14 protein-coding genes, 1 tRNA gene and 1 pseudogene are annotated in these 17,551 nt (G+C 45.8%); 11 read left to right on the forward strand and 5 right to left on the reverse strand.

The features are described 5' to 3' along the window. Window positions 1-11: 11 nt before the first annotated feature. The gene (locus DW835_RS05410) at window positions 12-599 is read right to left on the reverse strand and encodes a manganese efflux pump (protein WP_118539925.1); all 588 of its coding nucleotides are present in this window, start codon (window positions 597-599) and stop codon (window positions 12-14) included. Window positions 600-679: 80 nt separating this feature from the next. On the opposite strand from DW835_RS05410, the gene DW835_RS05415 reads away from it, so the two are divergent. Together DW835_RS05415 and DW835_RS05420 are read left to right on the forward strand one after the other, a co-directional pair. Then, window positions 680-1,831, forward strand: a complete 1,152-nt coding sequence (locus DW835_RS05415) for an SLC13 family permease (RefSeq protein WP_118539926.1) — start codon at window positions 680-682, stop codon at window positions 1,829-1,831. 77 nt (window positions 1,832-1,908) lie between these two features. Continuing rightward, window positions 1,909-2,469, forward strand: coding sequence for a TIGR01440 family protein (locus DW835_RS05420; protein WP_117465343.1), 561 nt, complete (start codon window positions 1,909-1,911; stop codon window positions 2,467-2,469). 15 nt (window positions 2,470-2,484) lie between these two features. Here the strand turns inward: DW835_RS05420 and DW835_RS05425 are convergent, their stop codons facing one another. Continuing rightward, entirely contained in the window at window positions 2,485-3,657 is a 1,173-nt protein-coding gene (locus tag DW835_RS05425) for a glycoside hydrolase family 5 protein (RefSeq protein WP_118539927.1), read from the reverse strand. 200 nt (window positions 3,658-3,857) lie between these two features. On the opposite strand from DW835_RS05425, the gene DW835_RS05430 reads away from it, so the two are divergent. From DW835_RS05430 to DW835_RS05445, 4 genes are all read left to right on the forward strand, one after another. Continuing rightward, the gene (locus tag DW835_RS05430; RefSeq protein ID WP_118539928.1) at window positions 3,858-5,282 is read left to right on the forward strand and encodes an RsmF rRNA methyltransferase first C-terminal domain-containing protein; all 1,425 of its coding nucleotides are present in this window, start codon (window positions 3,858-3,860) and stop codon (window positions 5,280-5,282) included. Between the two features lie 73 nt (window positions 5,283-5,355). Continuing rightward, a complete protein-coding gene (locus DW835_RS05435) occupies window positions 5,356-6,102 on the forward strand; it encodes an RluA family pseudouridine synthase (RefSeq protein ID WP_118730805.1) in 747 nt (248 codons plus the stop codon). Between the two features lie 88 nt (window positions 6,103-6,190). Further along, window positions 6,191-7,231 (forward strand): AI-2E family transporter, encoded by a 1,041-nt coding sequence (locus DW835_RS05440; RefSeq protein ID WP_182430253.1) that lies wholly within the window; start codon window positions 6,191-6,193, stop codon window positions 7,229-7,231. A gap of 75 nt (window positions 7,232-7,306) precedes the next feature. After that, window positions 7,307-8,959 (forward strand): O-antigen ligase family protein, encoded by a 1,653-nt coding sequence (locus DW835_RS05445; RefSeq protein ID WP_118730807.1) that lies wholly within the window; start codon window positions 7,307-7,309, stop codon window positions 8,957-8,959. Between the two features lie 173 nt (window positions 8,960-9,132). Here DW835_RS05445 and DW835_RS05450 read toward each other — a convergent pair. After that, window positions 9,133-9,206: transfer RNA gene (locus DW835_RS05450), tRNA-Pro, on the reverse strand. 129 nt (window positions 9,207-9,335) lie between these two features. Here DW835_RS05450 and DW835_RS05455 point away from each other — a divergent pair. Further along, entirely contained in the window at window positions 9,336-10,538 is a 1,203-nt protein-coding gene (locus DW835_RS05455; protein ID WP_118502976.1) for a class I SAM-dependent rRNA methyltransferase, read from the forward strand. Window positions 10,539-11,027: 489 nt separating this feature from the next. Here DW835_RS05455 and DW835_RS05460 read toward each other — a convergent pair. Together DW835_RS05460 and DW835_RS05465 are read right to left on the reverse strand one after the other, a co-directional pair. Next, window positions 11,028-11,651: pseudogene (locus DW835_RS05460) on the reverse strand (transposase); the annotation flags it as partial. Between the two features lie 264 nt (window positions 11,652-11,915). After that, window positions 11,916-12,194: a transposase gene (locus tag DW835_RS05465; RefSeq protein WP_227733953.1), complete on the reverse strand. Its 279-nt coding sequence runs from the start codon at window positions 12,192-12,194 to the stop codon at window positions 11,916-11,918. A gap of 285 nt (window positions 12,195-12,479) precedes the next feature. Between DW835_RS05465 and DW835_RS05470 the strand changes: the two genes are divergently transcribed. From DW835_RS05470 to xylB, 4 genes are all read left to right on the forward strand, one after another. Beyond that, window positions 12,480-13,646 carry an iron-containing alcohol dehydrogenase gene (locus tag DW835_RS05470; RefSeq protein ID WP_117465338.1) on the forward strand — a complete coding sequence of 389 codons (1,167 nt, stop codon included), beginning with the start codon at window positions 12,480-12,482 and terminating at the stop codon, window positions 13,644-13,646. A 267-nt stretch (window positions 13,647-13,913) separates the two neighbouring features. Continuing rightward, on the forward strand, window positions 13,914-14,966 hold the full coding sequence (locus DW835_RS05475; protein ID WP_117465337.1) for a zinc-binding dehydrogenase: 1,053 nt from the start codon (window positions 13,914-13,916) through the stop codon (window positions 14,964-14,966). A gap of 39 nt (window positions 14,967-15,005) precedes the next feature. Beyond that, window positions 15,006-16,001 carry a phage head-tail adapter protein gene (locus DW835_RS05480; protein WP_347559356.1) on the forward strand — a complete coding sequence of 332 codons (996 nt, stop codon included), beginning with the start codon at window positions 15,006-15,008 and terminating at the stop codon, window positions 15,999-16,001. Further along, window positions 15,998-17,536 carry a xylulokinase gene (gene xylB / locus DW835_RS05485; RefSeq protein WP_242993453.1) on the forward strand — a complete coding sequence of 513 codons (1,539 nt, stop codon included), beginning with the start codon at window positions 15,998-16,000 and terminating at the stop codon, window positions 17,534-17,536. The genes DW835_RS05480 and xylB overlap by 4 nt, the downstream gene beginning before the upstream one ends. The last annotated feature ends 15 nt before the right edge of the window (window positions 17,537-17,551 follow it).

Below are 17,551 nucleotides of genomic sequence, written 5' to 3' on the forward strand. Positions count from 1 at the left end.
AACTATACGGATCAGTGGTATAATTGACACAACCCCAGCAGGATCAACAATAAACCTGAGACGGGATCCGTATATTCCCCGATCTGCTGCAGGAAAGCAGACCTGCCCAGACGGCTTCCGAAAGCCAGAAATCCGAAGGAGCAGAAAAAGGTGGACACCGATGCCGGAAGGAAAGGAAGTCCCGTAATACTGGCGGAGAAACCGATGCCGATATTGTTCATGGAAAGGGCACAGCCCAGCGCCAGTATCTGCGACAGGGATAATTCCCGGTGCCCGGCAAATTTTTTCTTTTTCTGGCACAGATTATTATCCGGGGAAAAATTGCAGCACCATCTGGAAAGCAGCCATTTTCCCACGTAGTAAAGACCGAAAAGGATCAGTACACTGCTTCCGATCCGGGTACCGATGCCGATGGGAAACAAGGGTAACAACAGGTTGCCAAGACCTATAGAGATCACAGTCCCGATCAGGGTGACTGTGCTGATCAGCAGATTATGTCTGGCAGGCAGAGGGACTTTCTGGAGGCCCAGAGCCATACCTACCAGAAGGGCATCCAGACTGGCTGAGATGCCGAAGAGCAGAGGGGGCAGAATAGACATAACATGCTCCGTAGAAAATATTCTTAATTTTACTATATTCCTCTGAAATTATTTTGTGAGGTTGTGGGGCAAAGGAACAAATGAGTATGGAAGTAAAGAGAAAACTGAGTGAATTCCTAAAAAGAGAGACGGTTCTGACCGTAGCGATCCTGCTGGCAATAGTGTCCGCGGTGATGATTCCGCCGGACAGAGAATATGTAGGATATATTGATTTCCGCACACTTTCGATCCTTTTCTGCCTGATGACGGTGATGGCAGGCTTGCAGAAACTGGGTGTTTTCCGTAATATTGCAAAAACGCTGTTGAGGCATACACAGAATACCATACAGTTGGCAGAGGTATTGGTACTTTTGTGTTTCTTTTTCAGTATGATCATCACCAATGATGTGTCATTGATAACGTTTGTACCGTTTACCTTCATTGTGCTGCAGCTGACAGGCGAAGAAGCTGTGAAAAAACTGACAGTACCTGTGATCGTTCTGCAGACGATAGCTGCCAATCTGGGAAGTATGCTGACGCCGATCGGAAATCCGCAGAATCTGTATTTATATGGGAAAACACAGATGTCCGCTGGAACATTTATACTTTTGATGCTGCCTTATTCTCTGGTGTCACTGCTTTTACTGATGATCTGTGTGGTAATTGTGGCAAAACGAAGCGGAATCGAAGTCCGGGGAGCAGAAGTTTTGCTGACAGAAGATGAGAAGCTGGAACAAAAGAAATATTTACTTCCGGCATATTTGCTGTTATTTGTGTTGTGTCTGCTGACTGTGGCTCATATGATTCCTTATCCGGTGACATTGGGAACTGTGGCATTGGCGGTTCTCCTTTTAGATCGTGGTACTCTTATAAAAGTGGATTATTCGCTTTTGCTGACGTTTGTGGGCTTCTTTATTTTTATAGGAAATATGGGAAGAATGCCTGCTTTCTGTGATTTCCTGCAGAAGATCATCGGAGGTAGAGAAGTGATGACAGCCGTGATTGCCAGTCAGGTGATCAGTAATGTTCCGGCGGCCCTGCTGTTATCCGGATTTACGGAAAATATAACGGCATTGATCATCGGTACGAATCTGGGAGGGTTGGGGACGCTGATCGCATCCATGGCCAGTCTGATCTCTTATAAACAGGTGGCCAGACAGATTCCGGGAGAGAAAAAGAAGTATTTTGGATGGTTTACCATAGCAAATATCGTTTTTTTAATGATATTGGTATTGGAAAACTGTCTGCTGTAACTATAGAAAGCAGTCTGTCTGCCGGGAAAGGCAGAAAAGATGGCAATAACTAAAAAATAATCTGGGAGGTATTCGTCATGACAGAAGATATGACAATCATTGCAGAAGAGGCTTATCTGGCGGCCAAGGAGATTTTGGAAAAGGCGAGGCTGGAGCAGGGAGAGCTGTTTGTGGTAGGCTGTTCTACCAGTGAGGTGGGAGGTGCTACTATCGGTACCTATTCCAGCCCGGAGCTGGCGGAGATGGTCTTCGGCGGTATTTACCAGGCCACGCAGGAAGCCGGGGTATATCTGGCTGCGCAGTGTTGTGAGCATCTGAACCGCGCACTGATTCTGGAAAAAGAGGCTGCGGTAAAATATGGTTATCCCATGGTAAATGTGGTACCTCAGCCTAAGGCAGGCGGATCTTTTGCGACGGCGGCGTATAAAGCCTTCGAGCATCCGGTGGCTGTGGAACATATTCAGGCGGCAGCAGGAATGGATATCGGGGATACGCTGATCGGAATGCATCTGAGAGATGTGGCAGTACCGGTGCGCCTCCGGTCCGGACAGATCGGAGACGCCCATGTGGTATGCGCCCGCACCAGACCGAAATTCATTGGTGGCGGCAGAGCGGTTTATGACGAAGAATTATTGTAAAGAAATGATATGTGGCTATTTCTGTGGCATTCCGCGGAAGTAGTCACGGATCCAGCGTCCGGATTCATTGAAATCATCGTCGGTCCAGTCGGAAAGTGCCGTGCTGGAAGCCTTGAAGACGCTGCTGCTTTCGTCTTTGTTGGCGAGATTCCAGCAACAGAAGCTGATCTGGTACTTGTTCAGCAGATCCAGCCACTTGGTGGTGGAAACAAAATCGTTGGCACCATTGCCGGAGGCCTCACACATACCGAATTCGCTGACGAAGACCGGAAGATTGTTCTGAACACAGGTCTCTAAGCGGTTCCGCAGGTCGTCTTTATGGGTGCCTGCGTAGAAATGTAGCGTATACATTACATTGCTGTCATCCAGCGGAGAAGCGGCAGCCTTGTCGATCTCCTGACTCCAGGTTGGTGTTCCCACGAGAATTACGGCATCCGGCTTCTGCGCCCGGATCACCGGGATGACTTCTTCTGCGTAAGACTTGATGCTGTCCCAGGAAGTACCGCCGTTGGGTTCATTGCAGATCTCATAGAGCACATTGTCGTTGTCGGCAAAAGCTTCCGCCATTTCCCGGAAAAAGGCGATCGCCTCATCTTTGTTCTGATTCGGGTCGCAATCACTTAAAATATGCCAGTCTACGATCACGTACATTCCAAGCTCTGTGGCGTAGGATACACCGTCTCTTACCAGCTGCTTCAGCTGTTCCTTATCACCGCCGGCACAATAACCGCCGTATTCCGCTGTATACATGGCGAGGCGGATACAGTTAGTATTCCAGTCGTCCCGCAGGGTACGGAAGGAATCATAATTGATATACTGGGGGAACCAGGCAATACCGTGGGTAGACATGCCGTAAAGCTGAACGGTGTTGCCGTTTTCGTCTGTCAGCTTACCGTTTTCTACATGGAGAGCGCCATGCTGCCCATAGGGCGTGGAGGCATCCACGGAGAGTGCTTCGGAAGATGGGGGTTCAGTTTCCACAGGCTGGGCTTCGACTGTTTCGGGGACGGATGTCTGTTCGGGAGCGGTTGTGCTTTCGGAGATGGTCTCGGTGATGGCAGCGGAAGGTGCCTCAGAGGAGGTCGCTGCGGTTTCATTGGCTGCATCCTGTTTGCCACAGCCGGCCAGTGCACAGGTACTCAGAGCCGCCAGAACGGCACAGCTCAGTGTTTTTTTGAAGATAGACATAGGAACCTCTTTTCTTAATGAAAATAATAAAAATATAAACAATGGGTTACTCTTTCAGAACTACAACAATACAAACACTTACAGGAAATATTATAGTTGCCCGGGTTACGGTTGGCAAGAAATGATTGCCCCCGAATAGGAGCTGTGATACAGTTAATGGGAACAGAGTCCGGAATAGAGGACAGAGATGGAGGAAACTTATGCTTCCGCAGTCATTTACAGAGAGAATGCAGGGACTTTTGGAATCGGAATATGAAGAGTTCCTGGCAAGCTTTGAGCATGAAAAATATCAGGCATTGCGTCTGAATCCGTTAAAAAAGGATGACATGTCTGTCATAACAGAAAAAGTTAAGCAGACTTTTCAGCTGCAGCCGGTTCCCTGGGCGGAGAACGGATATTACTATACCAAAGAGGACCAGCCGGGAAAACATCCCTGGCATGAAGCGGGACTTTATTATATTCAGGAACCCAGTGCCATGGCACCTGTGACACTACTGTCACCACAGCCCGGAGAGCGGATCCTCGATCTATGTGCTGCTCCCGGAGGGAAAAGTACCCAGATCGCATCAGCGATGGAGGGAGAAGGACTGCTTGTCACGAATGAGATCCACCCGGCGAGGGCGAAAATACTCTCGGAGAACGTGGAGCGCATGGGCATCCGCAACGCCTGTGTATTGAATGAGACGCCGGAGCACCTGGCGGATATTTTCGAGGAATATTTTGACCGGATCCTGGTGGATGCACCCTGCTCCGGAGAGGGAATGTTCCGGAAGAATGAAGTGGCCTGTGAGGAATGGAGCCCGGAGAATGTACAGCTCTGTGCGGACAGACAGGACGGCATTCTGGAATGTGCCGCCCGGATGCTGGTACCCGGCGGCAGACTGGTGTATTCTACCTGCACCTTTGCACCTGCGGAAAATGAGGGAAGTATCAGCCGTTTCCTGGCAAAGCATGAGGAATTCGAGATTGTCCCCATAGATAAAAAAACACTGGGGATCCCGGAGGGGTGTGACGGTATTCCGGGCTGTGTGGAGAACCCGGCGCCGGGTATCGAAGGCACCTTGCGCCTGTGGCCCCATAAGTTACGTGGCGAGGGGCATTATGCCGCAGTATTACAGAAAAAGGGAGAGCTTCCGGAAGGCTGTCAGCCGGTGAGTGCCACCGGACCAGAGAAGGGAATTCCGGCGAAGAATCTGACAAAGGACTGGGCAGAGTATTTTAACTTCGCAAAAGAGACTTTTTCGGAGGAGCAGACGATCAAAGCAGGACTATGCACTGCCGGAGAAGGCTTTTTGGCATTTGGTGATAACCTGTACCGCATGCCGGAGAGAATGCCCGGGTTGAAAGGACTGAAGGTATTGCGTCCCGGACTGCATCTGGGCACCTTGAAAAAGAACCGTTTTGAACCGGCGCACGCGTTAGCACTGGCACTGCGCCCGGAGGATGTGAAGCATGTGTGGAAGCTGTCTGAGGAGGAAGCCGCTGCTTATCTGAAGGGACAGACTTTTTCCGCGGAAGGCGAGAAGGGCTGGTATCTGATCTGCGTGGACGGCTGTAGCCTTGGCTGGGGGAAGCTGGCCGGAGGCGTCATGAAGAATCATTATCCTAAAGGACTGAGAAAGTGATTAGGTAATAGAGATGCAACGGTATAGATTAACATCCGGAACAACGGTTAGGGGGATGACAGAGGAATAGGTTATGAAAACGGAAATATTATATGAAGATAACAGCATACTGGTCATCCGCAAACCGGCAGGACTGGCGGTACAGTCCGCCGGGATCGGACAACCGGATGTGGTCAGCGAGTTGAAATCCCATCTTGCAAAGCTTCCCGACACAGGGAGGCTGGGACCGGGAAAAGGAGAGCCATATCTGGGCATAGTCCACAGACTGGATCAGCCGGTGGAGGGTGTGCTGGTATTCGCCAAAGAGAAAAAGTCGGCAGCAGTTCTGACGAAACAATTGTCGGCGGGCACATTGAATAAACAGTATTATGCGGTACTCTGTGGATATCCTGATGCTTCGGAAGGGGAGCTTGTGGATTATCTACGGAAAGAGGGCAGCGTGGCAGTGGCAGTCACCGGCAGAGAGAAGAATTTTCCGGACGCAAAGATCGCAAAACTGCATTATAGCATTTTGGAGAAAATTAATCAGCCTATGCCGCTGGCACTGGCAGATGTCTGCATTGAGACCGGACGGTTCCACCAGATCCGCGTGCAGTTTGCCCATGCGGGATGGCCGTTGTTGGGAGATACCAAATACGGGAACACTACAGTCGCCGGAACGGCGGGGAGTCCGGCATATCGCGGCGTGGCACTTTGCGCATATTCTCTGGATTTTACCCATCCCGGCAACGGCAAAAAGATGTCATTCCGGGTGAAACCGCAGAATCCTGCATTTGAAAAATTTACAAAAATTCCTTCGGAGGATATTTTCGAAGGATAAAAAAGCCTGTCCGGCACACACTAATCCCAAAAAGGAAGTGTGCGGCATGGATTGGGGAGAATTTGGCAAAAAAATAATAGGAAAAAAGATGATAGTACTGCTTCTGGTAACGGGGGCAGTCTATTTTTTTCTGCAATATCTGACACCTCTGTCGGCACCGGTACTGTTGGCCATGCTGTTTGTCACAATTTTTGGGCCAATGATGAAGCGGATGAATCAGCGTCTGCATTTTCCCAGACCCCTCAGTGCCATAGTGCTTCTCATCGTGGCAACAGTGTTGTTGGTGGGGTTACTCTGGATTCTGGTGTCCTGGATGCTAGGCAGCCTGCCGGTATGGATCGGCAATCTGGAACTGCGGGAGCAGGAGTGGCTGGAAGTCGTCCGGGGGCTGTGTCGCAGCGTGGGAGAGATTATTGGTGTGGACACTGCGTATCTGGAAAATACGGTCAGTGGCAGACTACAGGAGGGGCTGGATTCACTGGAAGAAAATATTCTGCCGGGAATGCTTTCCCAGTCTATGCAGTATGTGCAGTGGTTCGCGGAGCTGGGAGGATTTCTGGTGACGTTTTTGATCGCTTCGGTGCTGCTGGCGAAAGACTATGACGGTATTATGAACCGTCTGCTGGATCAGGAGGCCTGTCATGTACTTCTGGAGGTGATCTGCGGGATCGTCCGTTATATTGCCACTTTTGTAAAGGCCCAGGGGATCATTATGACCACGATTGCCATGACAGCTGCGGCAACATTAGGAATCGCCGGAATAAATCATGGTATTTTGTGGGGGATCCTGGCGGGGATTTTAGATGCGCTGCCTTTTATCGGAACGGGCATCGTGTTGGTGCCGCTGGGAGTTTTTCAGATTTTGGAAGGAAATTGGGGAAGAGCCATTGTCTGCGGTGTATTGTATTTGGTCTGTATTTTCCTGCGGGAAATCATGGAGCCTCGTCTTATCGGCAGGAAAATAGGAGTGTCACCCATAGCCGTATTGGTGTCACTGTATGCGGGAATCCGGCTGTTCGGCGTCTGGGGGATCATTAAGGGACCCCTGGGATTTGTGCTCATTTATGAGACTTATCACAGTCTCGCCCGGATGTTTGACCGCCAGAGGGAGCAGGAACAACAGGAATGAGAAAAGATTGACGAAAGAAGTGTCGAAAGCTATCATAAAAGTATTAGACAAAGGAAGCTTAGGAGAGACGGATCTATGGCAAAAAAAACAAAAGGGAAAAATTCTGTGGAATCGGTGGCAGAAACGCTATGCAATTTCAGCCGGTTCCTGTGTGATATCGTGATCAGCGTGTATCTGTTTGTGATATTGGCTGTACTGCCGTTGTACAACAGGGGCTATGCCCAGATCGGAACAGACAAGGAGAATTTTTTTATTAAGACTATGACTTATGCGGGGAAATGTCTGCTTCCGGTATTTGTGTTGTGGCTGATCCTTCGCCTCATTGTGGCAAAGCAGAAACAGGAGCTTCCGGAATTTCGGACTATTCCGAAAAGCATCTGGCAGGCTTTGAACACCACGGATAAATTTGCTGCTCTATACGGGATTGCCGTGGTAATGTCCTATGTGTTTACCCGGTATCGGGAGGAGGCACTGTGGGGGACGGCATCCTGGCGGATGGGGATGTGGACCCAGCTGGGAGCGGTCATTGTATATTTTATGATCTCACGGATGTGGCAGAGAAACGACTGGATCGTGATCCTGACATTGCCGGTGTCGACCATTGTTTTTTTCCTAGGATATATGAATAAATTCGGGCTGTGCCTTGTAGATAAGGAGATCATCAATTCCTCCTTTATTTCTACCGTGGGAAATATTAACTGGTATTGCGGTTATCTGGTGACGGTACTGTTCGGTGGAGTTTATCTGTTATGGTGGATGGGATCGGAGATCACTTGGAAGAGAGCGCTGCTGATGGGGTATGTGACGATCGGTTTTGCTTCTCTGGTAACCCAGGGCAGCAGCAGTGGTGTTGTAACTTTAGCCGTAATGCTGTTTGTATTGTTTGGCATGTCTGTGAAAGATGGCGGAAAAATGGAATGCCTCTGGCAGGAAATGACATTGTTATCGGTGTCATGTCTGATCACATATATTCTGCGGAGCTGCAATGTGCTTTCGCAGGAACTGCCGATGGAAAAAGTGACGGATATCCTGACGTTTTCCGCAATGAGTGTGATTATGACGATCGTGTCAGTAGTGGTGCTGTGGCTGGTACATACCAGCAATAACAGAAATCATTACCGTGGGAAACTTTTTTGGGGCATCTATCGGATATTGTGCGTAGCACTGCCGGTTGTGAGCGTGGCATTATTAGCGTTTATTCTGGCGAATACGCTGTTGGGCGGAAAACTGACGTCCTTTCTGACGGAGACAGCAGGTGACGGGGGTAGCAACTGGCTGGTGTTCAGCGCGGCCTGGGGCAGCAACAGGGGAGCCACCTGGTCGACGGGAGCCAGATGCTTCTGGGAAGCAGATCTGTTACATAAGATTTTCGGCGTAGGGCCGGATTGCATGTATGCGTTTCTGTCGAATGAGGCCAGCCCGGAGTTGCAAAATATGGTGTATGATTTCTTCTATGGAAACCGCCTCACTAATGCACATAATGAATGGCTGACGATCCTGGTGGATATAGGAGTGCTGGGGCTGGTCAGTTATGCGGGAATGATGATCTCAGTAATCCGTAATTTCCTGCATGCCGGGAAAAAGTCGATGCTGGTGGGAGCCTGCGGGTTCTGTGTGCTGGCCTATACGGTGAACAATATGTTCAGCTTCCAGCAGGTGATGAATATTTCGACGGTGTTTGTGATTATGGGGATTGGAGAGAATTTGCGGCGTTCAGCCCGTGATTGAACCAGCGAAAGTTGAATTTATGGTCTCCGCTTCGGTCGGTCCAGGCCGAGGTCCCCTGGACCTCGTGGACCCTCTGCGCCCGAACGGTGTGTTCGTGTCGACTAGAGGTTATAAGTTAGAACAATGTGGAGACAAAAAGACTCCCTCACACATGTGTGAGGGAGTCTTTTTAGTCGTCGCGACAAGATTCGAACTTGCGACCTCTGCGTCCCGAACGCAGCGCTCTACCAAACTGAGCCACGCGACGATGTGAACATTAATTGCGCCAACATTAAAATAATAAATAAAAACCCATTGATTGTCAAGCAAAAAACGAATATGATAGAAGAAAAAGTTGCAAAAACGATAAAATCACGAAATCAAGAGAGGAAATTCTATGTATAATACAATCGTTACATTGAAAAAAGGAGAGGGCAGAACTCTGAAAGCCGGGGGGATGTGGGTCTTTGACAATGAGATCGCATCCATTATGGGAGATTTTGAGAATGGTGATATTATAGCTATCCATGATTTTGACGGCTACTTCATGGGATATGGCTATATTAACACCAACTCCAAGATCACAATCCGTCTGCTGGCGCGCAGGAAGGATACGGTGATCGATGAGGCATTTTTTGAGCAGAGGGTACGGGATGCCTGGAATTACCGCAAGGAGACTATTGATACCTCCAGCTGTCGTCTGATCTTCGGAGAGGCGGATTTCCTGCCGGGTATTGTCATTGATAAATTCTCGGATGTACTGGTAGTGGAATCTCTGGCATTGGGAATCGATAAGTGGAAGCTTGTGATCATTGATGCTTTGAAGAAAGTACTGGCGGAGGATGGCATTGTGATCCGCGGTGTCTACGAGCGGAGCGATGCCAAGGTACGCTTACAGGAGGGTATGGAGCGTTATAAAGGCTTCATCGGCGAACCGTTTGACACGAAAGTAGAGATCGTGGAGAACGGTGTGCATTACATGGTGGATGTAGAGGACGGACAGAAGACCGGATTTTTCTTGGATCAGAAGAATAACCGTGCCGCCATTCATCGTTTCTGTAAGGATAAAAAGGTGCTGGACTGCTTCACCCATACCGGCTCCTTTGCTTTGAACGCGGGAATCGCCGGAGCGAAGAGTGTTCTGGGTGTGGATGCTTCTCAGCTGGCTGTGGATCAGGCGACGGAAAATGCGAAGCTGAACGGACTGGAAAATACGGTAAGCTTCCGATGTGCAGATGTCTTCGAGTTATTGCCGGAGCTGGAAGCGCAGGGCGAGAAATATGATGTGGTGATCCTGGATCCGCCCGCTTTTACCAAGTCCCGCAATTCCATCAAAAATGCCGTAAAAGGATATCGTGAGATCAATCTTAGGGGCTTAAAGTTGGTGAAAGACGGTGGATTCCTGGTAACTTGTTCCTGCTCCCATTTCATGGATCCGGAGCTTTTTGCCAAAACAATCCGGGAGGCTTCTCATGGTGCGCATAAGCGTCTCCGCCAGGTAGAATTCAAGACACAGGGCCCGGATCATCCGATCCTGTGGGCAGCGGACGAGAGCTATTACCTCAAGTTCTACATCTTTCAGGTCGTTGATGAACGCTAGACATCCGTCTGGAGAAGTAAGCGGCTGAAAGTGGCGGAAATGCTTGATTTACAAGGGTTCGAACGTGTTTGGTGATAAGCTTGCAAACCTCGTAAAGTATTGCAAAATATCGTATCACAGTGGTATAAAGTGGTAAGTCTGAGTGGTAACTATGAAATGATAATGATATCGGAAAAGGTTATATGTTCGATCTTCATTATGTTAAAATGAAACATGAATTAACGGCAGACTAACGACAGACTAACAATGATATAATTGTAATGCCAAAATAGGTGTGATATTATTACTATGGCAATCGAAACAGAGATGTTCCGGTTGCTTTTTTTATGCCATGAAAGGGTGAATTTGATGGAATTATCTATGAGAGAGAAAGAGCTGTTAATTAGTGTCTGCTGATTAAGTATCTATCTGCAGCTTCCAGCTCTTACATCTGTTCCAGTCATGCCAGAAGCGGAACAGATGCAAAAGAGCGTAAAGTATTCGCCGCTGAATCCTGAACAGATTCGTCACGAATACAGATAATGCGATAGAAGTCAACTGCGTTTCTTCCAGTTTTGTGGTAATGCAGCTCATACCATAACAGCGTTTGATCAGACTTAAGGTGCGCTCCACTTCGATTCTATCGGTATTATCCTGATACTCCTGTTTCTTATCAACTTTTGTTGTAGCGCTTGGTCTGCCCAGCTTTGGACCTGATAACCGGATTCCATGTTCCTTGCAATAGTTCCTGGTTTCCCTGGTCCGGTATATCTGATCTGCCAGGACCCGTTCCAGATAATAACCGGTACGCTCTCTGAATCGTTCTATTGCTTCAATCAGGCAGGTGCTCTCGTTGTATGCCTCGAAAGATATTTTTTCGATACGCCCATAACCTTCGCTGTCAAGACTGAGATCAAATTTTGCACCAAATTCAACAGGTGCTTTGACCTTGTGCTTCCTGCTCTTAGCAAATGCAAGATACTCTTTTCTGGCACGTTTGCGATATCTTCTTGGCAACTTAAGACCATAGCACTTACAAAAACAGTAAATCATGGTCTCCAGTTTTTCTCTTGCTTCATTCAAAAGTGAGATATCCTGCGGATAACGTATGTTTGCAGGCGCACAGGTTGCATCAAAGGCTGGTTGAAATCAAGGAAGGAATGCTGTAAAGTCAGTAAAATCAAGTGTTTGCAACTTAATTGAATAAATTCTATTTGAAATACTTGACAGAAATAGTTAAATGAGTTAGTGTATAACTATAAGTAATGACATTATGATGTAAGTATATAACAACAATATGAAAAAGAAACTTGTGATGGGGTGTTTCGCATCAGATAAAAATGGCAAGTAGATGTGGAGACCAGCGATGAAAAGTCAAGCATAAATTATACAGACCTCCTAGTCGAGGTTAAATTCTACATTGTCGGTCATCATCTTCCAGATGATTCTGACGAGTTTACCGGCGCAGTGCCCAAGGGCATTGCAGTGCACCGTTGATTCAAGACCGATGATGATGTTGTCCTTGTCATCACAGATGGATGTAAGGTTAGATTCCAACAGACTGAATCCATCACCGTCATTTGTAAATTTGAACGGCTCCATGAGAATTACGCCATCTGAGCTGATAGCTGGGGCAAAGTGGTTGAGTTTGGCAATGTCAATGCCTACATAAATCATGAGGTTGTGCCTCCCTTTCATAAAGTCTGATACCATGATATTCACCAGCGATTATCCTCGTAGACTTGATTGAAATAAGTACTTCCGAGCGAGAACCCATTGCAACATCGAGCAGATAAACAATTCAGATAAAGGTAGCGGCAATACGCTCCAGTCGAGTAGTCGAAGCTACAGGAAAAATCAAAAGTCCATAGTATTTGAATGTATTAAACCACGATACAAAAAATATAAAAAGAAGGGAGAATGTGTGATGATTCCCTCTAGGAATTATCATACAAATAAAAAATGAACAGTTTTGTATATGACATACCGGTAAAAGTATATTTTGGAGAAAATCAGCTGAGCCATCTTGGGGAAGAACTGAGTAGATATGGGAAAAGAGTGCTTCTGACTTACGGAGGAGGCTCCATCAAAAAGACAGGGTTATATGACGCAGTTGTTTCGGAAATCAAAAAAGCCGGACTGGAGTTTTATGAACTGTCCGGTATTGCGCCAAATCCGAGGATTGAGTCAGTGCGGGAAGGGGTGGAGATCTGTAAGAGAGAAAACATTGATGTACTGCTTGCCGTAGGCGGCGGTTCTACTCTGGACGCTACTAAATGGATGGCGGCAGGAGCCTGCGTGGAACATGACCCCTGGGAATTTTTTAGCCAATGGGCGCCTGTGGAAAAAGCCCTTCCTGTGCTGACCGTTCCGACCCTTGCGGCTACCGGTTCAGAAATGGATGCGGGAGGCGTGATCAGCAATCCTGAAACGCAGGATAAGATTGGAAGGGTTGCCAAACCGTTGCTCCCAAAAGTATCCTTTCTTGACCCTACAAATACCTATACGGTAAGTCCTTATCAGACGGCCTGCGGCGCTGCTGATATGATGTCACATATCATGGAAGTGTATTTCAATATGGAGACAGACCTGTATATGCTGGACTGCTTTATGGAAGGAATGATGAAAACCATCATCAAGTATGCGCCGATTGCCATGAAAGAGCCGGAGAATTATGAGGCAAGGGCAAACCTGATGTGGACATCCTCCTGGGCGATTAATGGTTTTACACATGGAGGAAAACAGCAGGAGTGGAGCTGCCATCCCATGGAGCATGAGCTGTCTGCAATCTACGATATTACCCATGGCTTGGGACTTGCCATACTGACGCCCCGTTGGATGGAGTATTGCCTGGATGAGACAACGGTTTCTAAATATTATCAGTTCGGCGTGAATGTATTCGGAATTGACGCCTCCTTAGAGCCGATGGCAGTTGCAAAAGAAAGCATAGAATGGCTGTCGAAGTTTTTCTTTGAAACATTAGGATTAAAGAGAACCTTTACGGAAGTGGGGATCGAGAAGAAGAACTTTGCGGTGATGGCGAAAAAAGCTTGCGGAGGAGATGTACTTCTTGGATTTAAACCACTGAGACAGCAGGATATTGAGCAGATTTTTGAGATGTGTCTGTAAAAGTAAAAAGCAGTGGATAGAAGATTTCGGATAAGCTTTGGTTATGGATTTCATTAGCAATCCATTTTGCTTCAGACAGAAAAAAGAAAATAAAACTGTATAAATTTGATTTTATTTGAAATACTTGACAGAAATAGGTAAATGAGTTAGTGTATAACTATAAGTAATGACATTATGATATAAGTATATAACAACAATATGAAAAAGAAACTTGTGATGGGGTGTTTTGCATTAGATAAAAATGACAAGTAGATGTGGAGGGTAGAAATGAAGGCATTAAGTGTAGATCAAAATGGGAAGCTTGAAGTATGTGATGTTCCAAAGCCGGTCTATGGAGATTGCCAGGCTCTTGTGAAAACGTTGAGTTGTGGTGTCTGCAATGGGACAGATATGAAATTAATTCATGGTTCATTTAAAAACATGACGCATTATCCAATGCTTTTAGGACATGAAGCAGTTGGACAAGTTATTGAAAAGGGAAAGTATGTTACAAGCTTTGAAATTGGAGATATTGTGTTGCTCCCATTTTTATATGGTGATGTAGGAAAATATTCTTCAGGATGGGGTGCATATGCAGAGTATGGGATTGTAGGAGATGTAAAGGCCTATATTTCACATGGTATGGGACCTGGAACAAAGGAGTTTGATGACAGCTTTTACGCACAGACAATCATCAAACCAGAGTATGGTCTTACTGCAGTTGAAGCATCTATGATAGTGACTTTCCGAGAGGTGTTAAGTGCCATCAGGAGATTTGGATTTCAAGCTAATCAAGATGTCGTGATTTTTGGTGCTGGACCTGTAGGACTATGTTTTACTCGCTTCTGTAAGTTGCTTGGGATGCGCACAGTAATTACTATTGATATTTCAGACGACAAAACGGAACAAGCGCGTAACATGGGAGCTGATATAGTAATTAATAGTTCTAAAGAAGATGTAGAGGCGATGGTTTTGAAATATTTGCCGGAAGGGGCAGATTATGTAGTAGATGCAGTGGGAATTAACCAATTGCTGAATCAGGGAATGCGACTGATAAAATATAATGGAAAAGTATGCGGATATGGTATTTCTCCAAAACTTGGAATGGATCTGGATTGGAGTGATGCACCTTACAACTGGCAGTTACATTTTGTGCAATTTCCAAGAAAGAAAGAAGAGGCAGAAGCACATTCTCAGATTATGGCCTGGATTGCAGCGGGTGCATTAAAACCAAGTGATTTTATATCAAATGTTTTTGAATTCGACCATATTTTAGATGCATTTGGGCTTGTAGAAAAGCGCTTACCAGATACAAAAAAAGTGGTAATTCGATATTCTTAAACTGGAATTATACTGTCTATTATACAAGAAGAGGAGAAAATGATGAAGATATCAAAATTATTCATGACATTACCTGAAGCATATGCGTGTACACCTGATGGCATGGAAATTGATAGATATGGAAATTTAATATTATCTTGTCCTAATTATGCGGATGAACATATGTCTGGATGTGTGCTTAGAATCACGAAAGATCGACGCGTAGAAAAGTGGTTTGATGTTCCTGTTCATCCGGAAACAGGTGTTGCAAGAAATATGGGGATCGCTTTTGACAGTAATTGGAATATATATTTGTGTGACAATCAGGGATGGTCAGAACGACCTGAGCTTCTTTATAAGGGAAGAGTTTTGAAGTGTGAGGTTGATGACGCGGGAAATATTAAAAAAACAACTGTGATTGCAGATCACATGGAACATCCAAATGGAATCAGAATACGCGGTGAGTATATGTACGTGACGCAAAGTTATCTTCACCCTGTTAAAGATCCATCTGGTAAACTTGTAAGCTGTGTATATCGTTTTCGCCTGGATGAACATGATATTGATATCACAAACACACTTGAAGATCCACATATTTTGACCACCTTTATTACACAAAATCCGGAAACTCAATATGGCGCAGATGGGATTGCTTTTGATAGTGCAGGAAATTTATATGTTGGAAATTTTGGTGATGGGGAGGTATGGAAACTCGTTTTGAATCAAGATGGGTCTCTAAAGGAAAAGAGTCTCTTTGCCAAAAATCCAGAAGAACTCAAAAGCACGGACGGTATGGTGTTTGATGAAAATGGAAATCTCTATATCGCAGATTTCTGTGCAAATGCGATTGTAAAAGTAACAAAGGATGGATATGTTTCACGTCTGGCTCAGAGCCCGGATTGTGATGGGCTGGATGGAGGTCTTGATCAACCTGGGGAGCCGATTATATATGATGGAAAAATTGTAGCATCTTGTTTTGACCTTGTAACAGGACCGGGAAAGGTGAATACAGCACATGAAATGCCGGCAACTTTAGCGGAGGTAGATATTTCGTGAAATATTTGATGGCACATGACTTGGGTACAAGCGGAAATAAAGCAACCCTGTATGATTGTGATGGAGTATTAATAGGCTCCTGCGTGGAGAGTTATGTGGTCAGTTACCCTAAAGATACATGGGCGGAAGTAAATCCAATTGATTTGTGGCGGGCAGTTTGTAATTCAACAAAACAGTTGTTAGAAAAAACAGGTATAAAGGCAGAGGATATTGCTGCAGTTAGTTTTTCTGGACAGATGATGGGATGTCTGGTGGTTGATCAGGACGGAGTGCCGCTCAGACCTATGATGATATGGGCTGATACACGCAGTGTTAAGCAGGAACAATTTATGAAGGATGCCATTGGAGAAAAACGTGGTTATCAAATTACTGGACACCGCTTAAGTGCATCATATAGTGCTGCTAAGCTATTATGGATTAAGGAAAATGAACCGCAGATTTATGATAGAGCATATCGTATGCTTCAAGCAAAAGATTACATTATTTATCGACTGACAGGCCAGTTTGTGACAGACTTAAGTGATGCATCAGGAACAAATTTGTTAGATATTGAAAAACAAACCTGGTCGACTGAATTGATCCAGGCATTTCAAATTCGGGCAGAATTACTTCCTGAATTGCATAGTTCTTCCGATATTGCTGGTACAGTCACAAAACAGGCAGCGAAAGAAACTGGATTGATTGAGGGGATGCCGGTTGTAATTGGTGGCGGAGATGGTTCTTGCGCCTGTGTTGGAGCAGGTGTTGTTCGTAAAGGAAAAATTTATAATGTACTAGGGTCGTCATCTTGGATTAGTATGGCATCTGATCATCCTTTCTATGATGATCAGATGAGAACCTTTAACTGGATACATCTGGATCCAAAATTATATACACCATGCGGGACAATGCAGACTGCTGGAATGTCTTATGCCTGGTATCGAGATGCTTTTTGCCAATTAGAGAGAAAAATTGCTCATGAAGAACAGAAAGATTTTTATATGTTGTTAGAGCAGGGAATTAGTAGTTCGCCTCCGGGTGCAAACGGGTTATTGTATTTGCCATATTTATTGGGAGAGCGTTCTCCAAGATGGAATGTGGATGCTAGAGCGGCATTTATAGGAATTGGAATTTCTACTTCAAAGGAGGATATGTTGCGTTCTGTATTGGAAGGAGTAGGATATAATCTGAGGGTCATTCTTGAACTTTTAGAGCAGATACAGCCTGTGAAAACCATAACAATGATAGGCGGTGGTGTAAAGAGCATGGTCTGGAGACAAATTCTATCGGATATATACGGAAAAAAACTTGAATTTCCACAATATCTGGAGGAAGCTACATCTATGGGGGCTGCAATCTGTGCGGGTGTTGGTATAGGAATATTTGCAGATTATAGTGTTGCTGAAAAGTGGAATATGGTACAATCATATCAAATTCCGAAACAACAAAATGTGCAATTGTATGAGGAACTGTATCGGGTTTTTAACAAAAGCTATGAAAGTCTCAAAGATGTTTTTGGAGAATTGGGAACCTTTAGAAGAAACAACACGAAATAATCAATAATATATAAA

Source organism: Clostridium sp. AM34-9AC, from assembly GCF_003480225.1.
Classification (GTDB): Bacteria; Bacillota; Clostridia; order Lachnospirales; family Lachnospiraceae; genus Acetatifactor; species Acetatifactor acetigignens.

Bases quoted from the DNA above. Each gene is read 5' to 3' on its own strand.
- DW835_RS05440 (WP_182430253.1), top strand. From the start codon at position 6,191: ATGATAGTACTGCTTCTGGTAACGGGGGCAGTCTATTTTTTTCTGCAA.
- DW835_RS05420 (WP_117465343.1), top strand. From the start codon at position 1,909: ATGACAGAAGATATGACAATCATTGCAGAAGAGGCTTATCTGGCGGCC.
- DW835_RS05475 (WP_117465337.1), top strand. From the start codon at position 13,914: ATGAAGGCATTAAGTGTAGATCAAAATGGGAAGCTTGAAGTATGTGAT.
- DW835_RS05445 (WP_118730807.1), top strand. From the start codon at position 7,307: ATGGCAAAAAAAACAAAAGGGAAAAATTCTGTGGAATCGGTGGCAGAA.
- DW835_RS05410 (WP_118539925.1), bottom strand. From the start codon at position 599: ATGTCTATTCTGCCCCCTCTGCTCTTCGGCATCTCAGCCAGTCTGGAT.
- DW835_RS05430 (WP_118539928.1), top strand. From the start codon at position 3,858: ATGCTTCCGCAGTCATTTACAGAGAGAATGCAGGGACTTTTGGAATCG.
- DW835_RS05425 (WP_118539927.1), bottom strand. From the start codon at position 3,657: ATGTCTATCTTCAAAAAAACACTGAGCTGTGCCGTTCTGGCGGCTCTG.
- DW835_RS05470 (WP_117465338.1), top strand. From the start codon at position 12,480: ATGAACAGTTTTGTATATGACATACCGGTAAAAGTATATTTTGGAGAA.
- DW835_RS05465 (WP_227733953.1), bottom strand. From the start codon at position 12,194: ATGATTTATGTAGGCATTGACATTGCCAAACTCAACCACTTTGCCCCA.
- DW835_RS05435 (WP_118730805.1), top strand. From the start codon at position 5,356: ATGAAAACGGAAATATTATATGAAGATAACAGCATACTGGTCATCCGC.
- DW835_RS05415 (WP_118539926.1), top strand. From the start codon at position 680: ATGAGTATGGAAGTAAAGAGAAAACTGAGTGAATTCCTAAAAAGAGAG.
- DW835_RS05455 (WP_118502976.1), top strand. From the start codon at position 9,336: ATGTATAATACAATCGTTACATTGAAAAAAGGAGAGGGCAGAACTCTG.
- DW835_RS05480 (WP_347559356.1), top strand. From the start codon at position 15,006: ATGATGAAGATATCAAAATTATTCATGACATTACCTGAAGCATATGCG.